We start from the raw sequence: 19,810 nt of genomic DNA, 5'->3' as shown, positions 1-19,810 counted from the left end.
GATCTCAATCCTTCTGGCTGATGTCGGGAGATGAGCCTGCGCCATGGCTGTCGCCTTGCTTCAGGGTCTGCGCGCCGATGGCCGCGCCGGAGCTGATCGCCTGCCGCCGCTTCATCGCGGCTGCCCAAGCGGGCTGACCGGAAGCTTCCGACCCGGAAGCGGCAGGCGCGGCCTTGCCGGCCTGCCCCTCGGCGAAGTTCTGGCGGAGTTTGGCTGCGGCCTGCCGGAGCGGCGACCCGGCGCTGCTCGCGGCGTCGCGCGCAACATTTGCCATCCCGGCTCCAAAGGCCCGCACGCCAGACTTGTCGGATGCCCCGCGGGCATAGGATGCCGAGGCCGACCCCGCGGCTCGCGAAGCTCCCGCCGCTCCCTTTCCGGCCATCGACGCCGCGGCGCCGGTCGCGAGCGTCGCTCCCGCCGCGCCGGCGGCGATCGTCGCACCGGCGGCCAAGGTCGTTCCCGCAGCGGCGCCGGCCCCGAGCTGCGGACCACCGGCGACAATGCCGTTGGCGACGCTTGGACCGAAGATGCCGAGGCCGAGCAAGGTGAGCGCACCGAGTGCGATCGCCATCACCTCACGAATATCGGGCTCGGTGCCGAGCCCGGCCTCCATGAAGCGCTCGAAAAGGGTGACGCCGATCCCGGTGATCACTGCGAGCACGAGCAGCTTGATGCCCGAGGAAATAACATGCCCGAGCACGCGCTCGGCCATGAAGGCGGTGCGATTGAAGAACGCGAACGGCAGCAGGACGAAACCTGCGAGCGTGACGAGCTTGAATTCGAGGATCGTGACGAAGACCTGCACCGCGAGGATGAAGAAGGCGAGCACCACGATCACCCAAGCTATCAGGAGGATCAGGATCTGGACGAAGTTGGTGAAGAGCCCGACGGGGCCGACGAGATCGGCCGTCGCGTCGAGCAGCGGCTCGGCGGCATCGAGCCCGGTGGCGGCTATCATGCCGGGGCGCATGAAGTCGCCGATCGCCATCGCGCCGCCGCTTGCCTTGAGGCCGAGGCCGGCAAAGCTCTCGAGCAGGATAACGCTGAGCGCCTGGAAATTGCCGATGATGAAAGCGAAGACACCGATATAAAGCGTCTTCTTCACCAGGCGCTGCAGCACATCCTCGTCGGTGCCCCACGCCCAGAAGAGCGCCGCGATCGTCACGTCGATCACGATGAGCGTCGAGGAGAGGAAGCCGACCTCGCCGCCGAGCAGACCGAAGCCGCTGTCGATATAGGTCGAGAAGACCGACAGGAAATTGTCGATGACGCCAGTGTCGTTCATTGCTCGGACTTTCCAGAACGGAAGAAGTGCCGCCGCTTGGCTTCCCACGCAGCTTCGCACGCGGGGTCGGCCTCGGTGACGGTTCGGCAGCGGCGCAGCGTGTCACCATAGTCAGGGGGTGCGTCCGCCCGGGAGATCTGGGAGGCGGACGCACCGGGCGCGGGCGGATCGAGCGCAGCGATAAGGGCAAGGGCCAGCGCAAGGCCCAGAACGATAGCTCCCATTACCAGCCCGCCCGCCCGGCCCATCTCAATTGCCCTTGCGGAAGCGACGGAAGCGTTCGCGGCCTTCGGCCTCGGCGGCCGCCGCGCGCGCGGCATCGAGCATCTCGGCGCGGCCCTGTGCGCTCATCACCGCGGCAAGGTCCGAGATCTGCTGCGACTGGATAGCGAGCAGCTGATTGCCCGCCTGCGCGGCCTGCAGCGCGCCGGTCGCCGTCTGGCTGGCACCGACGATCGCCCCGATCGAGGTGCGCGTCCCGCCCATGTTCGAGACGATTCCGGCCTGGACCTTCATCGCGTCCTCGAAGGCCCCGACGCTGTCCTTCCAGCGCGCCTCGGCATTGGCCACCATCTCGGCGGCGGGGCCCGAGAAGGCGGTGCCCTTGTAGCGCTGCTCGAACCCCTTGCGGATGTCGGTCACATCATAGGCGATGCCCTGTGCTTCGCCGAGCAGCTGGCGGGTCTGGTCGACCTGCGCCTGCAGCTCGCCGAGCGTCGAGACCGGCAGGCTCTGGAGATTGCGCGCTTCGTTGAGCAGCGACGTCGCCTGGTTCTGGAGCTGCTTGATCTGGTTGTTGATCTGCTCGAGCGTGCGCGCCGCAGTCAGGATATTCTGCGAATAGTTGCGCGGATCATGGACGATACCGCCGAGCTGCGCGCTCACCGGCGACGCGATCATCGGACCTGCGGAAGCCGAGGCGAGCAAAGCGGCAGCAGCGGCACGGGCAACATATTTCTTCATTTGGGGGACTCCTGGTTGGGGGCGGCAGTTGTGGGGAGCAGCTCGGCCGCCCATTCGAGCTTACGGTGGGAGAGCCAGGCGGCGGCAAAGCCGCCGCGGCCATGCGCGGCGAGGAGCTCGCCGATGCGCGTCTGGTCGGTCTTCGAGGAGGCTGCCGTGAAGGCGAGCGCGATGTCCCCCAGCCCGAGGTCGAAGAGGCGATTGCCGCGCCGCGATTGGCAATAATAGTCGCGCTTCGGCGTCGCCCGGCTCAGTATCTCGACCTGCCGGTCGTTCAGCCCGAAGCGTTCATAGATGCGCGCGATCTGAGGCTCGAGCGCACGTTCGTTCGGCAGGAAGATGCGCGTCGGGCAACTCTCGATGATCGCCGGCGCGATGCTCGACGTCTCTATGTCGGCGAGGCTCTGGGTAGCGAACACGACGCTCGCGTTCTTCTTCCGGAGCGTTTTCAACCATTCTCGCAGTTGCGCCGCGAAGGCGGGGCTGTCGAGGACGAGCCAGCCCTCGTCGATGATGATGAGCGTCGGTGACCCGTCGAGCCGCCCGGCGATGCGGTGGAAGAGATAGGATAGCACCGCGCCCGCCGAGGCTGCGCCGACGAGCCCCTCGGTCTCGAAGACCTGTACCCTCTCCTCGCCGAGCCTTTCCTCGTCGGCATCGAGCAACCGGCCCCAAGGTCCACCGACAAGATAGGGCGCAAGCGCCTGCTTGAGCTCGATCGACTGAAGGAGAACGGCTAGCCCGGTCAGCGTGCGCTCACCCAGAGGCGCGGTCGCGAGCGAGGTCAGCGCCGACCAGAGATGCTCCTTCGCCGCCGGGTCGATCTCGACCCCTTCGCCTGCGAGGAGCGCAGCCAGCCATTCGGCCGCCCAGCTGCGTTCGGCTGCCTCGTCGATCCGCGCGAGCGGCTGCAACGCCACCCCGCCCTCGCCGTCGTGGAGCGCGCCGCCGAGATCCTGCCAGTCGCCGCCCATCGCGAGCGCCGCGGCGCGGGCCGAGCCGCCGAAGTCGAAGGCGAATATCTGCGCGCCGGCATAGCGCCGGAACTGCATCGCCATGGTCGCAAGCAGCACCGACTTGCCGGCACCGGTCGGGCCGACGACGAGGCAGTGCCCGACATCGCCGACATGCAAGGAAAGGCGGAACGGGGTCGAGCCTTCGGTCTTGCCGTAAAGCAAGGGGGCATCACCGAAATGCTCGTCCCGTTCCGCCCCCGCCCATACAGCTGAGAGAGGAATCAGGTGGGCGAGATTGAGCGTGGAAATGGGGGGCTGGCGGACATTCGCATAGACATGGCCGGGAAGGCTGCCGAGCCAGGCCTCGATCGCGTTCATGCCCTCGATCGTGCATGTGAAATCGCGGCCCTGGATGACCTTCTCGACCAGCCGGAGTTTCTCGGCAGCGAGCGCGGGATCGGCATCCCAGACCGTTACGGTCGCGGTCACATAGGCGATGCCCGCATGATCGGCACCGAGCTCTTGCAGGGCCATGTCGGCGTCCGCCGCCTTGTTCGAGGCGTCGCTGTCCATCAGGACCGACTGCTCGTTGGTCATCACCTCTTTCAGGATCGCGGCGATCGACTTGCGCTTCGCGAACCATTGCCGGCGGATTTTCGTCAGCAGCTTGGTCGCATCGGTCTTGTCGAGCATGATCGCGCGCGTCGACCAGCGATAGGAAAAGGCGAGCCGGTTGAGCTCGTCGAGCAGCCCCGGCCAGGTCGCGGTCGGGAAGCCGGTGATCGTCAACGTCCGAAGATGCGACGTGCCAAGCCGCGGTTCGAGCCCGCCGACGAGCGGCTGATCTGTAAGAAGCGCGTCGAGATAGACCGGCGTTTCGGGCACGCGGACGCGCTGGCGCTTCGTCGATACGGTCGAATGCAGATAGGTCAGCGTCTCGCAATCATCGAGCCATTCGGCCTCGGGCATGAAGCCTTCGACGAGATGCAGCACGCGATTGCCGCGATCGACGAAGATTGCGACATGCTCGCGCGGATCGACGCCCGAGCGCGCCATGCCCTCGTAGAGGAGCCCCTCCGCCCGCGAAGCATCCTCGGCCGGCGGCATCCACAGCAGCGTCAGGAAGTAGCGGCTCTCGTAATGCGCTCCCTCCTCCCGGAACTGCTCCTGCCGCTCCATGTCGACAAGCGCCGACGCCGGATCGGGAAAGTCCGATTGCGGATAATTGCTCGCCGGAAGGCGCTGCGCCTCGACGAACACCGCCCAGCCCGACCCCAATCGGCGCAACGCGTTGTTGAGCCGCGAGGTCACCGCGACCAGTTCGGCGGGCGTGGCGCTGTCGAGGTCGGGACCGCGGAAGCGCGCGGTGCGCTGCAGCGACCCATCCTTGTTCAGCACCACGCCCTCGCCCACCAGCGCGACCCACGGGAGAAAATCGGCAAGGCAGGCGGATTTCGAGCGATATTCGCCGAGGTTCATCATGGCCGCATCCAGACAGGATATTTGAGGTGACGCCGGGCGACGTCGACGAATTGGGGATCGCGGCGCGCGGCCCAGACCGAAAGCGCGTGACCGATCGCCCAGATGGCGAGGCCCGCGATCCAGAGCCGCAGGCCAAGCCCGATCGCTCCGGCGAGCGTGCCGTTCACGATCGCGAGCGACCGCGGCGCGCCGCCGAGCAGGATCGGCTCGGCGAGCGCCCGGTGGACCGGCGCGAAGAAGCCGGAGACCTCGCCTTGCGATTCCATCAGATCAGCGCCCCGCCGCCGAAGGAAAAGAAGGACAGAAAGAAGCTCGACGCGGCGAAGGCGATCGACAGGCCGAATACGATCTGGACCAGCCGGCGGAATCCACCCGACGTGTCGCCGAAGGCGAGGCTGAGCCCGGTCACGATAATGATGATCACCGCGACGATCTTGGCAACCGGGCCTTCGATGCTCTCGAGGATCGATTGCAGCGGCGCTTCCCACGGCATCGACGAGCCGCCGGCGTGCGCCGGGGCAGCGACGGCGAGCGCGACGAACAGCGCGGTCGAACAGAGCATGGCGCGACGCGCGCCATGCCGGCAGGCATGGATCATGGATGGTCTCCTTCAGGGGTGATGAGCGAATTGAGGCGGTAATCGCCGGTGTCGGGATCGAGCCCGTCGACACGGGCGAGCTCGGCAAGACGACGCCCCGCGCCGTCGCGGACCAGCACGGCGACGATGTCGATGGTTTCGGCGAGCAGCGCTCGGGGCACTGTGATCACCGCTTCCTGGATGAGCTGCTCCATCCGGCGGAGCGCGCCGAGCGCGCTGCCCGCGTGGATGGTGCCGATGCCGCCCGGATGACCGGTTCCCCAGGCCTTCAGGAGATCGAGCGCCTCGGCGCCGCGGACCTCGCCGATCGGAATGCGGTCGGGCCGCAGGCGCAGAGAGGAACGGACAAGGTCGGAGAGCGACGCGACGCCATCCTTGGTCCGCATCGCGACGAGATTCGGGGCCGCGCATTGAAGTTCGCGGGTATCCTCGATGAGCACGACCCGATCCGAAGTCTTGGCAACCTCGGCAAGCAACGCGTTGGTGAGTGTGGTCTTTCCCGTCCCGGTGCCCCCGGCGACGAGGATATTCAGCCGGTCGGCGACGCCGCGCCGCAGCGTCTCGGCTGCGCCCATCGCCATGATGCCCGACGCGACATAATCTCCGAGGGTGAACACCGCGACAGCGGGTTTGCGGATCGCAAAGGTGGGTGCGGCAACGACCGGCGGCAGCAGCCCTTCGAACCGCTCGCCCCCTTCCGGCAGTTCGGCAGATACACGGGGAGCCCCCCCATGAGCCTCGGCGCCGACATGATGCGCGACGAGGCGGATGATGCGCTCGCCGTCGGCGGCAGCGAGCAGAATACCGCTATCGGTGATCCCGGTGCCGAGCCGGTCCACCCAGAGGCGGCCGTCGGGGTTGAGCATGATTTCGATGACAGCGGGGTCGGCAAGCCACTCGGCGATCGCCCCGCCTAGCGCGGTCCGCAGCATCCGCGCACCCCGGGCCTGCGGTTCGATCCGGATCGGTTCTGCGCCCATGGAAGACCCCGTTTGATGGCCCGGGCAAAAGCGCCCGGCTCGACGGGGATGAGTAAGAGACGCAGGAAATGCCGGGGTTCAACAAGGATTTGCGCGCGTCAACAAATCGAAACGTAACAGAACAGATCGCAATAGTTCGTCAGATCAGACTGAGGCTCCCGAATCGCATTTCACCCCGATCATACTTGCGCTCGACCACTTTGTGACAAGAGTGGGACTATGGATGATTCGGGGTCGCACCCTCTTGAAGATGAAGAACGCTGGAAGCGGCTGACGGACAAGCAGCGCGCCTGCCTCGATCTGCTGATCGAACATAAGACCTCGAAAGAGATTGCCCGCCTTCTCGATATCTCCAAGCATACCGTCGATCAGAGGCTGACGACGGCGCGCGACGCACTTGGTGCGAGCGACCGAAACGAGACCGCCGTGACCTATCGGCGATTGAAGCAAACATACGACCGAATGACATACGATGCGGTGGGTATTCCTCCGACCCCCACCTTGGTGCGATCCGAGTTCCCAGACGGAAGCCCGCCCAATCTGATGGAATTGCAGGACAGTTCCGAACTGCCGGGCAGGCTATCGAGCAAGCGCTCGCCGTTCGGGGATTTGTTGAGGCCGGATCATAATTCGGCGGGGCGGATCGGGATCACGTTGGCGCTCATTGGTGTCATCGTCCTGATCAGTCTTGGCGGACTATCGATCGGGCAAACGCTTACCGAGTTGCTCACTCGCTGACCCCTTCCTTTGTCGCAGAGCATAGCCGGAGAGAATGCCGCCTCCGGAACAGGAGAAGTCATGTCCAATGAAATCCAGCCTACTGCCGCACGTCTCCAACAGGACGTAACTGCAGCCGAAACCAGCGTCGACGACACGCTCATCACCATTTCCACGCTCATGAGCAGCGTCGTTGCTGCCCGGCGGGACATATCGGGCGTCCCCGTCGTCAAAGGGCATGCCACCATTCGCAGGCTCGCGACGGCACAGCTCGCCCTCGTCGACCTCAGCGGCGACATCCACCGCGTCCACGGCGACCTTGTAGAGATCGGCCGGGAAACCGCAGGCTATGATCTTCACGAATGTCCGAAGACCGCCGGTACGAATGTCGTACCGCTGAGCTCGGCGGCCTGAGCCCGTTTGACCGAGAGCCATGAGCATGAAAAAAGAAGAGGATGCGCATAGCGGTCTTCCTCATCCTCATGCTCGTGGCAATCGGCTATGCCGCGCGGAAGGGCGGCGGCCCGGAGCGGGCGATGGCGATAATCGCGGCAACAATGATCGCATCGGACCAGGCGCTGCATCTGCTCGTGCCGCCGGAATTTGCGAGCCTCGACATCGGACATCTTGCGATAGATCTCTTCGGAGCGAGCGCGACGATGTTTCTGGCCTTGGTAGCCTATCGCTTCTGGCCGATGATAGCGGCGGCGCTGCACATCCTCCCGCTCCTTGCCCATCTCAGCCGCTACTTCGACATCATGCTGCATCCCGCTGCCTATCTGACGATGCAGGTAGCCTCGTCCTGGCCGGTCGGACCGATCCTCATCGTTGCGACCTGGGGTCATCAACGACGGATCAGGCAATTCGGCAGCGATCCATCCTGGCGCGGCTCATCGCCATCGTGGAACCGGGGGACTGCGAAACCCTAGCCAAGCTTCTGATCGACGAATTTCGCAGCATCGGCCGGATCTGGTCCGCCGCTCCGGAGGCGCTGAGACGTGTTCTTGGGAATCAGTCGCCAGTCGTCTCACTCATAATCAGTTCGCGCGACGCTTCGATCGAAACCATTGCAGGCGAACTTCGCGGTATGAGGATCGACCCGTTCGATCCAGCACTGCGGCGCTATCTCATCGCATCGATGGGATCACTCAGCGATGAAATGCTCCGGGTGCTGTTCCTTGATAAGGGACGGCAGCTGATCTCGGACGAGCAACTCCAACACGGAACGCTCAGTCACCTGGCAGTCTATCCGCGGACGATCTTCCGACGCGCGCTCGAACTGAATGCGGCGGGGATCATATTGGTGCACAACCATCCCAGCGGCGATCCATCCCCCAGTCCACAAGACGTCGAGGCAACTCGCCAACTCGATCGCATTGGCCGGTCGCTCGATGTCGAGGTCGTAGACCATATCATCGTCACATCAGCCTATGTGCACCACATCATGAACAAAGATGCGATGTGCGGCAAAGTGCCCGCATCGTCCTTCGTGACCTTCTGCGCTCCGCCCCCGAGGGACCGCCGCGCCGACGCGCGAGCGGCTCTAGCCAACGCCGAGATCGCCAATCACCGGCGTATCCTGCGCCAACAGTTGATCGGCGCACCCGAGCTCTTTGGCGATCCCGCTTGGGAAATGCTCGTCGATCTCTTCATCCATGAATGCAAGGGCAAGGATCTCTCGATCAGTTCGCTCTGCGTCGCACCCAATATTCCCATGAGCAGCGCCCTGCGGCTGGTCCAGAAACTTTGTGATGCCGGTATCGTGCGCCGCGTGCCGGACCCGTTCGACGGACGGCGAAGTATCATCAAACTCGAACCCGAAATCTCGCACCGGCTTCGCGCCTACTTCGAGGCTGGGTCAGAATGATGATCGCCGCCCATATCTCGCGACAACTCGCTGGCAAGCTTCGGCCCCGCTTCCATCCTGCGCGCAAGTGCGGACACGAAGGCCTCCCATCTCGCCTTCCCGACAGCCTGCGCGGCCGCGAGCGCCGTGTCTGGCAGCGGGGGATTGTTTGTCAGCCAATGCCGCACAAGCAGAGCCAAAGTCTCGCTCACCAGCTCGCCTTGCCATTCGACCCGGTCAAGCTGGCGCGACATGCGATCAAGCCGCCGCGTCACCATCGCCTCGATCCGTTCGTCATGGTCGGGGGTCAGGAGCGAGGCCAAGGCAGCCTCGACGATCTCGGTACGGGTCAGCCGCCGCTGCGCGGCCCGCTCGGCAACGAGCCGCACGAGTTCGGCATCGAGCCGGAAGGTCTGTTTGACATGCCCGCGTCTCACAGGTCGATTCCGTCATCAGGATCGAGGGAGGCGGTCCGCGCATTGCGTGCCATACGCCGGTCTGCAGCAGCCCTGAGCCTCGCTGCGTCGGCCTGACTATCCTCGTCGCTGAAGTCGAACTCGCCATTCGCCAGCGGCGACGGCGGTGCGATATCCTCGTGCAGGGGAAGTTCAGGTTCCTGCCGAATGCCGCCGTTCGCGGCATCGTCGCCAACATCGCCGGCCTCCACAGCAGCAGACGGAACCTCTGCTGGCTTGAGACCAGTCCAATCGTCGGGCCGCCGATCGCCCCTAAGGTCAACGTCCGGGGGAGGCAGAATTCGTCGCACAAAACGTGGATCGGCATAGTAGCGTGCCTTCTGTCCGCGGATCGGCGGCAGCCCCGACGCCATGACGATCTCGTCGGTCGGCGGAAGCTGCATAACCTCCCCGGGTGTGAGCAATGCCCGGGCGGTTTCGGTGCGAGATACCATCAGGTGACCGAGCCATGGCGAGAGCCGATGCCCCGCGTAATTCTTCATGGCGCGTTGCTCGGTGGCTGTACCGAGCGCGTCGGAAATGCGCTTGGCGGTCCGCTCGTCGTTCGTCGCGAAGCTCACCCGGACGTGGCAGTTGTCGAGGATGGCGTTATTCAGCCCATAGGCCTTCTCGATCTGGTTCAACGACTGCGCGATCAGGAAAGCCTTGATCCCATAGCCCGCCATGAAAGCGAGCGCGCTCTCGAAGAAGTCGAGGCGCCCGAGCGCCGGGAACTCGTCGAGCATCAGGAGCAGGCGCCGCGGACGGGCCGCAGGATTAAGCTCCTCGGTCAAGCGACGGCCGATCTGGTTCAGGATCAACCGCATGAGCGGCTTGGTGCGGCTGATGTCGCCGGGCGGCACGACGAGGTAAAGCGACACTGGCGTGTCAGCTTCCATCAGGTCGGCGATCCGCCACTCGGAGCTGCCGGTCACCTTGGCGATCACGGGATCGCGGTAGAGGCCGAGGAAGGACATGGCGGTCGACAGGACGCCCGAGCGTTCATTCTCGCTCTTGTTCAACAGCTCCTGTGCTGCCGCCGCGACGACGGGATGTACCCGGTCGCCGAGATGCTTCGCCTGCTTCATGCGATAGAGCGTCGCCTCGATCGGTCGGCGCGGGTCGGACAGGAAGGCCGCGACGCCCGACAGCGTCTTTTCCTCCTCGGCGTAGAGAACATGAAGGATGGCGCCCACCAGCAGAGCATGGCTTGTCTTTTCCCAGTGGTTTCGTTTCTCGAGGCTCCCCTCGGGATCGACCAGCACGTCGGCCACATTCTGTACGTCGCGCACTTCCCACTCGCCGCGCCGGACTTCGAGCAGCGGATTATAGGCGGCGGATTTGGGGTTGGTGGGATCGAACAGCAGCGCGCGTCCGTGGCGCGCCCGGAAGCCGGCGGTCAGCTGCCAGTTCTCGCCCTTGATGTCGTGGACGATACAGCTCCCCGGCCAGCTAAGCAGCGTCGGCACGACGAGGCCCACACCCTTGCCCGACCGCGTCGGCGCGAAACAAAGGACATGCTCGGCGCCGTCATGGCGGAGATACTGTTTACCGACGCGACCGAGGATCACTCCGTCGGGGCCGAGCATCGCTGCCCCGCGTATCTCGCGCTCATTCGCCCAGCGGGCCGAACCGTAGGTCTCGGCGCGCCGCCGCTCGCGGGCACGCCAGACCGACATCGCAATGGCGACGATGATCGAGAGGAAGCCGCCGGACGCGGCGATCGCGGCGCCGCGGTAGAAGATCGGCGGCGCATAGGCGTCGTAGGCGAACCACCACCAGAAAAAGGCCGGCGGCGGATAGACGGGATAGCCATCGACGCGGAACCATGGCGCACCAAGCGCGAGCTGGAACCCGAGTGCACTCGCCGTCCATTGCGTCGCGGTCCAGACCGCCGCGGTTACGATCGTCAGGACGACAAGTATCTGCCCCCAGAGTATGCGGTCGTTCATAGCCTGCTCCTTTTCAGATACCGAGTCCGCGACCGCGGCCGAGTACCCAGTCGATGCCGCCTGACCCGTTCGCGGTGCCTATGACCTGCTTGCCGAGATGGCGATCGAGCGCGGGGCGCCAGGGCACGAGCTGGAAGCCGAGGCCATCGTCGATCATCGCAAAGCGTCCCGAGGCGAGCGTGACGCGCTCGCGGTAGATCCCGCTCATCCGCTCGCCGGGAGCCGAAGGACGATGCGCCAGCCCGCTGCGCGCGGCTATCGCGTCACTCGCACCCTCGATCTCGCGGCGACGCAACGTCTCGATCAGTGCGGGTTCCAGGCTGAGGCGGCCACCTTGCCGCCGCGCAAGCCCCTCGGTTTCGAGGAACGCGGCACGCTCCTTCATCGCGTTCTGGACCTCAAGGCCGAACCCCGCGCCCGCAACGGGCTCCTGCGCAAGCAACTGCCGGTCGAGCCAGGTCGGGCCGTGCGCCGATATCTGGTCGGCAAGGGGAAGGTCCGAACGAAGTGCAAGCGACGACCGCTTAGTTCCATCGCGCCCTTCCCAAGTGCGAAGCTCGACGATCGCACCGGATGCGGCGTCGCCGGTCCATTCAAGATCGGCAAAGCGAAGATGATGGGTACGGCCATCAACACCATCGACGATCGCGAAGGCTGACCCTGCAAGTTCGTCATCGAGACCGCGCGCAACAAGCCGCCCGAGGATCGGACCATCGCCCTGCCCCTCGTGGATCGCGACCGCGCCGGCATCGAACCGCAAATCCCGCGCCGTCATTTCGCGGTGCATCGTCTTGATGATGTCGCCCCGCTCGCCGACCTGGCGCAAAGCGGTCTCGGCGTCCGGGTCGATGACGAAGAGGCCCGGCCCGAGCTTCGTTGCCAGGCCCATCGCTTCAAGCCGCGCGGCGCGGCCGCGCAGATGGATGTCGCGATCGGCGGCGGCGCGATCGAGCCTCAGGTCGACGACACCCGTATTCAACCCACGCTTGACCAGCTCGGCATCAAGGCCGGTCCATCGGTCGGCATCGACCTCGCGCGCCTGCGCCTTGTCGATCTCGCGTTCGGTGCGCGGCCCGAGCTCCAGCGTGGCGATCTCGGACGCGCGCCCGCGAATGCCTTCGGCGACATAGTCTCGATCAATCACCAGGTCGGAGCCGTCGTCGGTGGTCCCGCGCACGAGGACATGGATGTGCGGATTATCGGTGTTCCAATGATCGACAGCGACCCATTCGAGCCGCGTCTCAAGATCACGCTCCATCTGCCGCATCAGGTCGCGCGTAAAGCCGCGGAGGTCGCCAAGCTCAGCCGCATCCTCGGGGCTCACGATGAGCCGGAAATGGTGCCGGTCGTCCGAGCACCGTTCGGCAAAGGCGCTCCGGTCGGCACCGTCGCCGGACGCATCGAACATCGCCGCACCGCGGCCATCGCGCGTGACGCCGTCACGTTCGAGATAGGCGATGTGCCGACCGAGCGGCGCGGCGCGAAACTGCGCGCCCTTGTGCCGGACGATACGGGCCATCACCGTCACCCGGCGCTGCGAAGGACCGCGGCGCATCGCCGCGAGCGCATGCCTGCCGCGACCGTGCCGCCCGGTGCCGCCGCCGTGCCCCGCGCTGCCCGGACGCGAGCGGGTGAAGCCCGACCGGGCGGCGGCGCGCTTGACCTGCGCGGCGAGGCGCTTGCCTCGCTGCCCCGCGCCTGCTCCCGCATCCCTTCCCCTTCCGGGCCGAACGCGAAAATCCTGCTCGTCGCCGCTCATAGGGCCATTGCCAGACAGCAAGCCGTTGGAAACCAACGAGAAGAAGGCTGACCATATGGCTGCCCCGACCCGCTGCCATACGGAAAAGCGACAACAAACCAACCACATACCGCCAGCAAGCTGGCAGGTCTTTTATCTTGCCCTCCTCTCCACCTACCTATGCCGCACAATAGCCCCCAGAAGTCGATGTCCAGTCGAAGTGCGACAGGGGAATGCGAGACGCTCATCGCTCGTTTCCGGAAAGCGGGACGAAGAGCGGCGAAAGCGGCCGCGCGGCCGGCTGCGAAGCGGCCGCCGGCGTGCGCTCATCCTGCAGCGGCGGTGCGGTGGAGCTGCCCGCCGCGGTGCCGCCGCCCTGCCCGGCGAAAAGCGACGCGCTCCGCCAGGCGGGCGCGCTTACGGTCGGCGCGGGAGCGAGCGGAGCGACGCTCGATGCGTCGATCGCGGGCGCGATCGCGGCAACATAGGCGATGGTTTCAGCGGGCAATCCGCGCCGTCCCGCCGCATAAGCGTCGGCGCGGCCGGGCCCCGCGTTATAGGCCGCGAGCATCAGCCGGATATCGCCATAGCGATCCCACATCGCACGCAGATAGGCTGCACCCGCGAGGATGTTCGCGCGCACGTCGAACGGATCGCTCCCGAGACGGTGGCGCGCAGTCAGCATCGCCCAGGTTGCGGGCATGATCTGCATCACGCCCATCGCCCCCGCTGGCGACACGGCGCGGGCGTTGCCGCGGCTTTCGACATGCATCACGCGCCATATCCACTCTTGCGGGATGCCGAAGCGAAGCGAGGCTTCCGCCACATGGGCAGCGTAGGGATGCGGCGCGCCCGGCGAAGCCGGAGCCGCGGCAGCACCCCCGGCGGCACCGCCATGCGGCGCGAGGAAGGCCAGCGCGGCGGCGATGCGCATGGCGCGGAAGCGCGCCGAGCGAGCCGGACGCATCACCGCTCAGGCCTTGTCGCGCGGCGCAGGCCGCGACCAGAGCAGATGATATTCGTCGTCATTCTGCGTCGAGCGCAGCAGGTTCGCGCGGATCGGCAGACCCAGGACCGGATCGTCGATCTGGAGGGCGATGTAGGAACCGGCGCGCTCGCCGCGCCGTTCCCAGCCCGCCCCGATCTCGATGCCGTTGTCGGCCTCGACGAGCAGGACGCGCCATGCGGGTGCGTTCTCGGCGTCGGACGGCAGCGCCGGAACGATGGCGATCATCGCATCGAGGAGGAGCGTGCGGATCTGTCCCGCATAGCCATCGCCTGCGGACTGGAAGTTCCCGATAATCATTGCGCTGGTTCCTTTTCATCTTCGGTGGGGGATGAGGTGCAGCAGCCGATGCGCCAGCGAAGCGGCGCGCCGGGTCGATCGCGTGTCGCAACCGGGTGCGCGGTCCCGATCAGGCCGGAGGCCGGGAGAGGACCGAAATAGCGACCGTCGAGACTGTCGGGCCGGGTGCCGAGCAGGAACATTTCGCCACGCTGGAGACGGCGGCAGCCGAGCCAGAGCGGCAACATCCGCCCAGCGCGGTCGTGCGACAGCGCGCGAGCGGCGGGAGCGCCGTCGATCGTCACGAACGTGCCGCTGCGGCATACGAGCATGCCTTCCGCCGCTGCGACCTTCTTGAGCAGCGGAACGCCGCGCGGCAGATATCCGCGCGCGTCGAGAAGTGCGGCAATGCGCTCCGGCGGGTCGATGGCGACGAAGTCGCCGAGCGCGGGGCGCGCGCCGACCTCAATCCGGTAGAGCCCGATCGGGACGCTCGCGCTTGCGTTCCAGAGCAGCCGTGGCTGCGGCGCCAGTACCGCCAACGCGCCGAATAGCGATGAGAAGAGCGCGCCGGAAAGGACCGTCGCGCGAAGCCAGCGGCGGCTCATGATTCCAAGGCCCGGCGGCGCAGCCACGCCGCATGACGGTCAGGCCCGTAGGGCCGAAACGGAAGGCCGGCGGCAAGCTGGCTTCCGACATGCCGCCAATGATCGGGCGCCACATCGCACGGGTCGATGCCGGTCCCTTCTATCGCGTCAATCGCCTCGAGAGCTCGCTGAACCTTTGGCCAGCCGTCGATCCGAAGCAGAAGGTCGCCGCCGGGACGAACGAAGGGGTGGGTCGAATATGGTGCGCCCGGGTCGACGGCGGCCAACACCGCGATGCTCGAATGGACGGTTCCGAAGTCGTTCGAGGTCCAGCGGACAAGGCCAAAAACGGCGCCGGGACGGAAAGTTGCAATGCGCGTTCGCCGATTGACGACGCGATCGGCGGCAACGCGGCCGAAGCGTATCCACTGCTCGATCCGGCCCTCGAGCCAGGTCAGCTCAACCTCGGTGTGCCCGCTGGCCGTGGACATTTTGGGTGCGGCCTGCCAGCCGCACGCGTTGCTCGGCCGCTGCGCCGACGCTGCCCTTTCCGCGCTCATCATCGGCGCTCCGGACGAAGCGCAGGCGATAGCCGTCCCGCGCCCGGATCGGACGTCGACGTCTTCAGCCCGACGGCCGCCCAGGCGTCGAGGTCGGCCAGCGCGTAGACGATGCGGCCGCCGAGCTTATGGTATCGCGGGCCGGTCCCGTAGCAGCGATGCTTGGCAAGAGTCTGCCACGACAGGCCGAGATGGGCGGCTGCCTCCGGCGCTCGAAGATAGCGCTGCGCGTCGGACGTGGATCGGTCGGACAAGGGTGTCTCCTGCCAGTGGCCGGAGGCTCGGGGCGGCTCCGGGAACAGAACGGAGACTTTTGAAATTCGCCGAAACGATTCGGAACGGACAAACCGGGTGCGTGCGGATTGTCCCGATCAGGCGGCGCGGAGCAGCACGCTGAAGCCGCCGTCGCGCATAGCGATCGCGGCGCGCTGCCAGCGCGCGATGCGGCGGCGCTCGCTCGATGCGTCCCACTCGGCCGCGGAATATTCGCGGGCGTCGGCGAGGAGCAGCGCAGCTGCGATCTCGCGTGCGGACGCGCCTTCGGCGACCGCATCGAGGAGCCGCAACCACTGGACCAGGCGATAGCGCTCGGTGGGCCCCGGAACGCCGTCGGGCGGCGGGCGGCCTCCGCCAAGGTCCAGAAGCTCGCGGTGGAGCGCCATGATCATCGATGCGCGAAGCGACGCCTGCGCATCGGCGGGCGTGAGGAAGGCCAAACGCTCGTTCGAGCGGCAGCGCCGGATCAGCAGCCGATACCGGCGGCCGCCAGCGAGCAGGACGATATGCCAATCCCGATAAGACAGGAGCTCGGCCGCGATCTCGGAACCATCGATCACCTCGGCGAGGCGGAGCGCGGCAAAGCCCTTTGGCGCTGGCCGCGCGATCGTTACGTAGGCACAGGCCTGCGGCCGCCATAGGGCGGGCGCGGTCGACGCCGGGAGGTCAGGATCGAAGGCGAAAAACCAACCCCCAGCGGCTGGCGAGCCGCCGAAAGAGCCGCGTCCGGTCGGCGCCCGAAGCCTTCGCAGCGGCGGCATAGCCACACCGATAGGCGGGGCTTCGCCGCAGGAATTCCTGCGCGAAGTCCGCACGATCATATAGTTCAAAAATGTTCGGAAAATATGGCGACTGCCATTCGACTGCCTGATCCATTCGCGCCTCCGACCCGTTTGAGGAGAATAAACCGCGGATTTCCAGCCGGTTCATGATCGAAAGCAGCGACATGGTTACCGGCACGCAAGGGATGAGCTTAGCGCAAACCTGTTTCAATCCCGCACGCTAAAGCCCTCAATTTGGTTGTAACATCGCCCGGCCGAAGCCGGGCGATGGTCGTCAGCTGTCGCGGCGGCGCTGCGGCCGGCTCCAGACCAGATCATAATCCTCGTCGGAGCTGTCGAAGAGCTGGGCGAACAGCGGTGCGGTGAAGCCCGGATCGTCGAGTTTGACCGACAGATAGGGACGGTTGTCCTGCGTCGTCTTGGTCCACGCAGCACCGACCTCGACGCCTCCGACGAAGACATGGTGACTGGGAGCATTGCCGCTCGCACCGGCGACCGGGCTGATGCAGACCTGCTCGGCCTGGATCGTCAGCGTGGAGATCGCGCCGTGATATTCGCCGCCGACTTTCTTGAAAGTGCCGATTTTCATTGTCCGATTCCTTTCCTTGTCGCGGCCGCACCATCGCGGCCTCGATGCGGACCGGAGGGCGGCAAGGGGCCGGCGCCGCACCCGTCAGGGCCGGAGCGCAGCGGAGGACGGCCGGAGGGGGATTTTCTTGTTTCGCGAGGAGCGGCGGCACGCCGTGGGGAAGAAAATAGCCGGACGGCCGTTGCGGCGAGCCGGACCAGCGAAGCGTCTTGACGCCAGTAGCGCATCGAACCGAGGCCGGGATGGTCCAGCGGCAGGATGGAACCGATCAGGTCGGCACTGAAGATGTGGCGAATGTCCGTCGATACGCCCGCCCTGCGACCGACAGGGAATGCTCGGCCCGGCCTGAGGCTAGAGCGGCCGGGTCTCGGCCAACTGCGGAGGCAATTTCGCGTTCGGCCCCGACAGGCTGGACCAGGAAGCCGCAGCGGTTGCCACGGCACCAGCAAGCGAGACGCCCAGCAACATGGCGCCATCGGCGCTCGCCAGTTCGGCGACGCTATAGGCGAGCTGGTAGCCTGCGAAGCCTGCCGGGACAGCGAACAGTGCCGCGATGGCGAGACGAAGCAAGGGCGACCGGGCGATCGCGAGGAAGGCATTCGCGACGAACCATATCGCTGCACCCGCGAGAAGGCCCGCGGCGATCGCCGAGACATAGCCATAGTCTGCGTCTCGGAGCAGGAATGCCGCAGCGATCGCGACATAGACCGGCAAGGCAAGAGTCGCGAGCCGGAACATCAGCCAGAGCTGATAGACGCCCGCTGCGGCGCCGAGGATGATCATAAAGGTCACAAGCGTCCTCCTGTCGGACGCGCTCTCCACCACCACCACAGCGCATTCTGCTTCACCGACATATCAAAATCGCCCCAAAGGTGGAACCGGAACTGGATCCACGATGGGGCGATTTCGCGCGATATATCAGCGGTTGAACGGGTCATATTCGCAAACGATACAGGCGGGATCGCCGTCGAATTCGTCGAGCGGCATCACGGCGAAGCCTTGACCGGCCTCGATCAGGACGATGATAGTCATCATCGTGCGGGCGAGATTCCATCCGAGCGACTGTGCTGTGGAAAGCGGCATCGTTTTAACTCCTGCGGGAGCGGGCCATCCCGCTCGGCAGCCGCCCCGCCGGCCGGGGTCAGGCCGCAATCACCGCGGCAAGGCCGCGGCCGCACGCGCAGCGTAGCGGACCCCTTGCGGGTTGATTGATGGAGGCCTGACTTCGCGCCCAGGGATTAGCGGTCTTCCGGGTGGATGGTCCCGCGCTGCCACGAAGGACCGATGGTTCGCTCGGCCAGTTGCTTGCGGAGGAATTAGAGCTGTGCGACTTGAAGCGTCGGCCATCGGGCGGTTCGCGCGGTGGGGAGTTGTTGGCGGGGAACGAAGATGAAGGCCGTATTGGGAAACGCTCTGGACGCGATCGATCGCTACGAAATGCTCGACGTTCCCCCGCCTACGCCGGGGGTTGACGACATTCTGGTCCGGGTCGGGGTCTGCGGCTTGGGATATGTCGACGGACTGGTGGCCCTCGGGCGCTATCAGGTTAAACCCAGCCTCCCGCACACTCCAGGTGGCGAGATCGCCGGTACAATTGTGGACGTCGGCCGAAATGTCACGCGATTGCGCGTCGGCGACCGGGTTGTGGCAGGGCTGGTCGGCGGTGGCGGCCTGGCCGAATATATTGTCCTGCGGGCGGACAAAGCCAGTCGCCTTCCCGACAATATGAGCTTTGGGCAGGCCGCCGGTTTTCGCCAGAATTTCTTGACCGCGCTACACGGCCTTGAGGACCGCGGAGCTCTCAGGCCCCGACAACGTCTCCTCATCTTCGGCGCGGCAGGCGGCGTAGGCTCGGCTGCCGTACAGCTTGGGAAATTGCTTGGCGCCGAAGTCATCGCGGCTGCCTCCACGTCCGAGAAGCGCGACTTTGCGCGGGATCTCGGAGCCGATCATGTCATCGACACGGCGCCGGATGGCTGGCGGGAGCGACTGCGCGAAATCTGTGGAGGCGAAGGTCCGGACGTCATTTTCGACCCCGTCAGCGGTCCTCTGTTCGAGCCGGCATTTCGCTCGCTGGGTTGGGGCGGGCGACATTTGGTCGTGGGTTTCGTCGGCGGACCGATCCCCTCGCTTCCGATCCACCTGAGCCTGCTGAAGGGCGCGGCGCTGGTGGGTGTTGACGTGCGGCAGTTCATGTTCCGCGAGCCGGAAGCTGCTGCGAGGCATGTGTCGACGCTCCTGCAATGGGTTGCGGACGGCCGGCTAACCCCCTCGCCCCCCACAAGCTTCGCGTTCGCCGATTTTCGTCTCGCCCTCGAGCATATCCTCGCAAACACCGGCCAAGGCCGGACGATCGTCGAGATTCTTCCGGAAAACTGAGACGCCAAGTCGGCCCCGTCCGAAGACGGGGCCGCCCTGTTGTCCGATCAGGTGCCGGGGGCGTTCCAGATCAGCACCTTCTGCGACGGATCGCCGCCCGGCGCGTTGGCGACATTGCAGAAGATCTCGCCGAGTTCGGGGGCCGACAGCGATACCGAGATATATTCGGCACCCGTCGAGCGCGCGGTCTTCGTCCAGCCGCCGCCGAGTTCGTATCCGTTGCGGCGACTGACCACGCGGTAGTCGGGTTCGCTTTCCTTCACCTTGCGGCCGTTCGGGACGATCGCGATCGGCACGGTGACGGTGAGGGTCGCAAGCGTGCCCTCGAAGCTGCCGTCGTCCTTGAGGGTAAGAGTTCCGATGGTGGTGCCCATTTCAAG

General features: G+C 65.9%; 26 protein-coding genes. 5 read left to right on the top strand and 21 right to left on the bottom strand.

Annotated features, from left to right (window positions below):
- Nucleotides 1-4: 4 nt before the first annotated feature.
- Genes trbL through trbB form a run of 7 tightly spaced genes read right to left on the bottom strand, consistent with a single transcriptional unit; the run spans nucleotide 5 to nucleotide 6,264 of the window.
- Nucleotides 5-1,285, bottom strand: a complete 1,281-nt coding sequence (gene trbL / locus ACO055_RS01560; RefSeq protein ID WP_422060859.1) for a P-type conjugative transfer protein TrbL — start codon at nucleotides 1,283-1,285, stop codon at nucleotides 5-7.
- Nucleotides 1,282-1,509: a putative entry exclusion protein TrbK-alt gene (trbK-alt, locus tag ACO055_RS01555; protein WP_422060858.1), complete on the bottom strand. Its 228-nt coding sequence runs from the start codon at nucleotides 1,507-1,509 to the stop codon at nucleotides 1,282-1,284. The genes trbL and trbK-alt overlap by 4 nt, the downstream gene beginning before the upstream one ends.
- Before the next feature lie 25 nt (nucleotides 1,510-1,534).
- A complete protein-coding gene (gene trbJ, locus ACO055_RS01550; RefSeq protein ID WP_422060857.1) occupies nucleotides 1,535-2,248 on the bottom strand; it encodes a P-type conjugative transfer protein TrbJ in 714 nt (237 codons plus the stop codon).
- On the bottom strand, nucleotides 2,245-4,686 hold the full coding sequence (gene trbE, locus ACO055_RS01545; protein ID WP_422060856.1) for a conjugal transfer protein TrbE: 2,442 nt from the start codon (nucleotides 4,684-4,686) through the stop codon (nucleotides 2,245-2,247). The genes trbJ and trbE overlap by 4 nt, the downstream gene beginning before the upstream one ends.
- The gene (locus ACO055_RS01540) at nucleotides 4,683-4,952 is read right to left on the bottom strand and encodes a VirB3 family type IV secretion system protein (RefSeq protein ID WP_058807801.1); all 270 of its coding nucleotides are present in this window, start codon (nucleotides 4,950-4,952) and stop codon (nucleotides 4,683-4,685) included. The genes trbE and ACO055_RS01540 overlap by 4 nt, the downstream gene beginning before the upstream one ends.
- On the bottom strand, nucleotides 4,952-5,284 hold the full coding sequence (locus ACO055_RS01535) for a TrbC/VirB2 family protein (RefSeq protein ID WP_422060855.1): 333 nt from the start codon (nucleotides 5,282-5,284) through the stop codon (nucleotides 4,952-4,954). Before ACO055_RS01535 ends, ACO055_RS01540 begins: the two co-directional genes overlap by 1 nt.
- The gene (trbB, locus tag ACO055_RS01530; RefSeq protein ID WP_422060854.1) at nucleotides 5,281-6,264 is read right to left on the bottom strand and encodes a P-type conjugative transfer ATPase TrbB; all 984 of its coding nucleotides are present in this window, start codon (nucleotides 6,262-6,264) and stop codon (nucleotides 5,281-5,283) included. The genes ACO055_RS01535 and trbB overlap by 4 nt, the downstream gene beginning before the upstream one ends.
- Before the next feature lie 219 nt (nucleotides 6,265-6,483).
- Between trbB and ACO055_RS01525 the strand changes: the two genes are divergently transcribed.
- The 4 genes from ACO055_RS01525 to ACO055_RS01510 are packed head-to-tail and all read left to right on the top strand — an operon-like array spanning nucleotide 6,484 to nucleotide 8,848.
- Nucleotides 6,484-7,002 (top strand): helix-turn-helix transcriptional regulator, encoded by a 519-nt coding sequence (locus ACO055_RS01525; RefSeq protein ID WP_422060853.1) that lies wholly within the window; start codon nucleotides 6,484-6,486, stop codon nucleotides 7,000-7,002.
- Nucleotides 7,003-7,062: 60 nt separating this feature from the next.
- Nucleotides 7,063-7,395: a hypothetical protein gene (locus tag ACO055_RS01520; protein WP_422060852.1), complete on the top strand. Its 333-nt coding sequence runs from the start codon at nucleotides 7,063-7,065 to the stop codon at nucleotides 7,393-7,395.
- A 41-nt stretch (nucleotides 7,396-7,436) separates the two neighbouring features.
- On the top strand, nucleotides 7,437-7,910 hold the full coding sequence (locus tag ACO055_RS01515) for a hypothetical protein (RefSeq protein WP_422060851.1): 474 nt from the start codon (nucleotides 7,437-7,439) through the stop codon (nucleotides 7,908-7,910).
- Nucleotides 7,883-8,848 carry a JAB domain-containing protein gene (locus tag ACO055_RS01510; RefSeq protein WP_422060850.1) on the top strand — a complete coding sequence of 322 codons (966 nt, stop codon included), beginning with the start codon at nucleotides 7,883-7,885 and terminating at the stop codon, nucleotides 8,846-8,848. The genes ACO055_RS01515 and ACO055_RS01510 overlap by 28 nt, the downstream gene beginning before the upstream one ends.
- Here the strand turns inward: ACO055_RS01510 and ACO055_RS01505 are convergent.
- The 13 genes from ACO055_RS01505 to ACO055_RS01445 all read right to left on the bottom strand — a co-directional run bounded on the left by ACO055_RS01505 (nucleotide 8,824) and on the right by ACO055_RS01445 (nucleotide 18,134).
- Nucleotides 8,824-9,264 (bottom strand): ribbon-helix-helix protein, CopG family, encoded by a 441-nt coding sequence (locus ACO055_RS01505; protein WP_422060849.1) that lies wholly within the window; start codon nucleotides 9,262-9,264, stop codon nucleotides 8,824-8,826. The genes ACO055_RS01510 and ACO055_RS01505 overlap by 25 nt on opposite strands.
- A complete protein-coding gene (locus ACO055_RS01500; RefSeq protein ID WP_422060848.1) occupies nucleotides 9,261-11,234 on the bottom strand; it encodes a conjugal transfer protein TraG in 1,974 nt (657 codons plus the stop codon). The genes ACO055_RS01505 and ACO055_RS01500 overlap by 4 nt, the downstream gene beginning before the upstream one ends.
- A gap of 13 nt (nucleotides 11,235-11,247) precedes the next feature.
- The gene (locus tag ACO055_RS01495) at nucleotides 11,248-12,993 is read right to left on the bottom strand and encodes a relaxase/mobilization nuclease domain-containing protein (protein ID WP_422060847.1); all 1,746 of its coding nucleotides are present in this window, start codon (nucleotides 12,991-12,993) and stop codon (nucleotides 11,248-11,250) included.
- Between the two features lie 223 nt (nucleotides 12,994-13,216).
- Nucleotides 13,217-13,939, bottom strand: a complete 723-nt coding sequence (locus tag ACO055_RS01490; protein WP_422062390.1) for a lytic transglycosylase domain-containing protein — start codon at nucleotides 13,937-13,939, stop codon at nucleotides 13,217-13,219.
- Nucleotides 13,940-13,945: 6 nt separating this feature from the next.
- Nucleotides 13,946-14,278: a DUF736 domain-containing protein gene (locus ACO055_RS01485; RefSeq protein WP_422060846.1), complete on the bottom strand. Its 333-nt coding sequence runs from the start codon at nucleotides 14,276-14,278 to the stop codon at nucleotides 13,946-13,948.
- Nucleotides 14,275-14,865 carry a S26 family signal peptidase gene (locus ACO055_RS01480; RefSeq protein ID WP_422060845.1) on the bottom strand — a complete coding sequence of 197 codons (591 nt, stop codon included), beginning with the start codon at nucleotides 14,863-14,865 and terminating at the stop codon, nucleotides 14,275-14,277. The genes ACO055_RS01485 and ACO055_RS01480 overlap by 4 nt, the downstream gene beginning before the upstream one ends.
- On the bottom strand, nucleotides 14,862-15,335 hold the full coding sequence (locus ACO055_RS01475; protein ID WP_422062389.1) for a DUF2840 domain-containing protein: 474 nt from the start codon (nucleotides 15,333-15,335) through the stop codon (nucleotides 14,862-14,864). The genes ACO055_RS01480 and ACO055_RS01475 overlap by 4 nt, the downstream gene beginning before the upstream one ends.
- 68 nt (nucleotides 15,336-15,403) lie before the next feature.
- Nucleotides 15,404-15,658, bottom strand: a complete 255-nt coding sequence (locus tag ACO055_RS01470) for a helix-turn-helix transcriptional regulator (RefSeq protein ID WP_422060844.1) — start codon at nucleotides 15,656-15,658, stop codon at nucleotides 15,404-15,406.
- A 117-nt stretch (nucleotides 15,659-15,775) separates the two neighbouring features.
- Complete coding sequence (locus tag ACO055_RS01465) at nucleotides 15,776-16,240, bottom strand: DNA -binding domain-containing protein (RefSeq protein ID WP_422060843.1); 465 nt, start codon at nucleotides 16,238-16,240, stop codon at nucleotides 15,776-15,778.
- Between the two features lie 106 nt (nucleotides 16,241-16,346).
- Nucleotides 16,347-16,556, bottom strand: coding sequence for a transcriptional regulator domain-containing protein (locus ACO055_RS01460; protein WP_422062388.1), 210 nt, complete (start codon nucleotides 16,554-16,556; stop codon nucleotides 16,347-16,349).
- A 180-nt stretch (nucleotides 16,557-16,736) separates the two neighbouring features.
- On the bottom strand, nucleotides 16,737-17,051 hold the full coding sequence (locus ACO055_RS01455; RefSeq protein ID WP_422060842.1) for a DUF736 domain-containing protein: 315 nt from the start codon (nucleotides 17,049-17,051) through the stop codon (nucleotides 16,737-16,739).
- A gap of 351 nt (nucleotides 17,052-17,402) precedes the next feature.
- Nucleotides 17,403-17,843, bottom strand: coding sequence for a hypothetical protein (locus ACO055_RS01450; RefSeq protein ID WP_422060841.1), 441 nt, complete (start codon nucleotides 17,841-17,843; stop codon nucleotides 17,403-17,405).
- Between the two features lie 126 nt (nucleotides 17,844-17,969).
- Nucleotides 17,970-18,134 carry a hypothetical protein gene (locus ACO055_RS01445; protein ID WP_422060840.1) on the bottom strand — a complete coding sequence of 55 codons (165 nt, stop codon included), beginning with the start codon at nucleotides 18,132-18,134 and terminating at the stop codon, nucleotides 17,970-17,972.
- 306 nt (nucleotides 18,135-18,440) lie between these two features.
- On the opposite strand from ACO055_RS01445, the gene ACO055_RS01440 reads away from it, so the two are divergent.
- On the top strand, nucleotides 18,441-19,430 hold the full coding sequence (locus ACO055_RS01440) for an NADPH:quinone oxidoreductase family protein (RefSeq protein ID WP_422060839.1): 990 nt from the start codon (nucleotides 18,441-18,443) through the stop codon (nucleotides 19,428-19,430).
- A 47-nt stretch (nucleotides 19,431-19,477) separates the two neighbouring features.
- Here the strand turns inward: ACO055_RS01440 and ACO055_RS01435 are convergent, their stop codons facing one another.
- Nucleotides 19,478-19,804 (bottom strand): DUF736 domain-containing protein, encoded by a 327-nt coding sequence (locus tag ACO055_RS01435; RefSeq protein WP_422060838.1) that lies wholly within the window; start codon nucleotides 19,802-19,804, stop codon nucleotides 19,478-19,480.
- Between the last annotated feature and the right edge of the window lie 6 nt (nucleotides 19,805-19,810).

The sequence above is a fragment of the Sphingopyxis sp. genome (assembly GCF_965227415.1).
Classification (GTDB): domain Bacteria; phylum Pseudomonadota; class Alphaproteobacteria; order Sphingomonadales; family Sphingomonadaceae; genus Sphingopyxis.
Note: the sequence above shows the minus strand (reverse complement) of the source record. Positions and strands in the feature narration are given on the sequence as shown.

What these genes read in the sequence shown, in the direction of transcription:
- ACO055_RS01445 (WP_422060840.1), bottom strand. Translation starts at nt 18,134, where the DNA reads ATGCCGCTTTCCACAGCACAGTCGCTCGGATGGAATCTCGCCCGCACG.
- ACO055_RS01475 (WP_422062389.1), bottom strand. Translation starts at nt 15,335, where the DNA reads ATGTCCACGGCCAGCGGGCACACCGAGGTTGAGCTGACCTGGCTCGAG.
- trbL (WP_422060859.1), bottom strand. Translation starts at nt 1,285, where the DNA reads ATGAACGACACTGGCGTCATCGACAATTTCCTGTCGGTCTTCTCGACC.
- trbE (WP_422060856.1), bottom strand. Translation starts at nt 4,686, where the DNA reads ATGATGAACCTCGGCGAATATCGCTCGAAATCCGCCTGCCTTGCCGAT.
- trbJ (WP_422060857.1), bottom strand. Translation starts at nt 2,248, where the DNA reads ATGAAGAAATATGTTGCCCGTGCCGCTGCTGCCGCTTTGCTCGCCTCG.
- ACO055_RS01485 (WP_422060846.1), bottom strand. Translation starts at nt 14,278, where the DNA reads ATGATTATCGGGAACTTCCAGTCCGCAGGCGATGGCTATGCGGGACAG.
- ACO055_RS01540 (WP_058807801.1), bottom strand. Translation starts at nt 4,952, where the DNA reads ATGGAATCGCAAGGCGAGGTCTCCGGCTTCTTCGCGCCGGTCCACCGG.
- ACO055_RS01480 (WP_422060845.1), bottom strand. Translation starts at nt 14,865, where the DNA reads ATGAGCCGCCGCTGGCTTCGCGCGACGGTCCTTTCCGGCGCGCTCTTC.
- ACO055_RS01435 (WP_422060838.1), bottom strand. Translation starts at nt 19,804, where the DNA reads ATGGGCACCACCATCGGAACTCTTACCCTCAAGGACGACGGCAGCTTC.
- ACO055_RS01495 (WP_422060847.1), bottom strand. Translation starts at nt 12,993, where the DNA reads ATGAGCGGCGACGAGCAGGATTTTCGCGTTCGGCCCGGAAGGGGAAGG.
- ACO055_RS01515 (WP_422060851.1), top strand. Translation starts at nt 7,437, where the DNA reads ATGCGCATAGCGGTCTTCCTCATCCTCATGCTCGTGGCAATCGGCTAT.
- ACO055_RS01460 (WP_422062388.1), bottom strand. Translation starts at nt 16,556, where the DNA reads ATGGATCAGGCAGTCGAATGGCAGTCGCCATATTTTCCGAACATTTTT.
- trbB (WP_422060854.1), bottom strand. Translation starts at nt 6,264, where the DNA reads ATGGGCGCAGAACCGATCCGGATCGAACCGCAGGCCCGGGGTGCGCGG.
- ACO055_RS01500 (WP_422060848.1), bottom strand. Translation starts at nt 11,234, where the DNA reads ATGAACGACCGCATACTCTGGGGGCAGATACTTGTCGTCCTGACGATC.
- ACO055_RS01525 (WP_422060853.1), top strand. Translation starts at nt 6,484, where the DNA reads ATGGATGATTCGGGGTCGCACCCTCTTGAAGATGAAGAACGCTGGAAG.
- ACO055_RS01490 (WP_422062390.1), bottom strand. Translation starts at nt 13,939, where the DNA reads ATGCGTCCGGCTCGCTCGGCGCGCTTCCGCGCCATGCGCATCGCCGCC.
- ACO055_RS01455 (WP_422060842.1), bottom strand. Translation starts at nt 17,051, where the DNA reads ATGAAAATCGGCACTTTCAAGAAAGTCGGCGGCGAATATCACGGCGCG.
- trbK-alt (WP_422060858.1), bottom strand. Translation starts at nt 1,509, where the DNA reads ATGGGAGCTATCGTTCTGGGCCTTGCGCTGGCCCTTGCCCTTATCGCT.
- ACO055_RS01520 (WP_422060852.1), top strand. Translation starts at nt 7,063, where the DNA reads ATGTCCAATGAAATCCAGCCTACTGCCGCACGTCTCCAACAGGACGTA.
- ACO055_RS01535 (WP_422060855.1), bottom strand. Translation starts at nt 5,284, where the DNA reads ATGATCCATGCCTGCCGGCATGGCGCGCGTCGCGCCATGCTCTGTTCG.
- ACO055_RS01440 (WP_422060839.1), top strand. Translation starts at nt 18,441, where the DNA reads ATGAAGGCCGTATTGGGAAACGCTCTGGACGCGATCGATCGCTACGAA.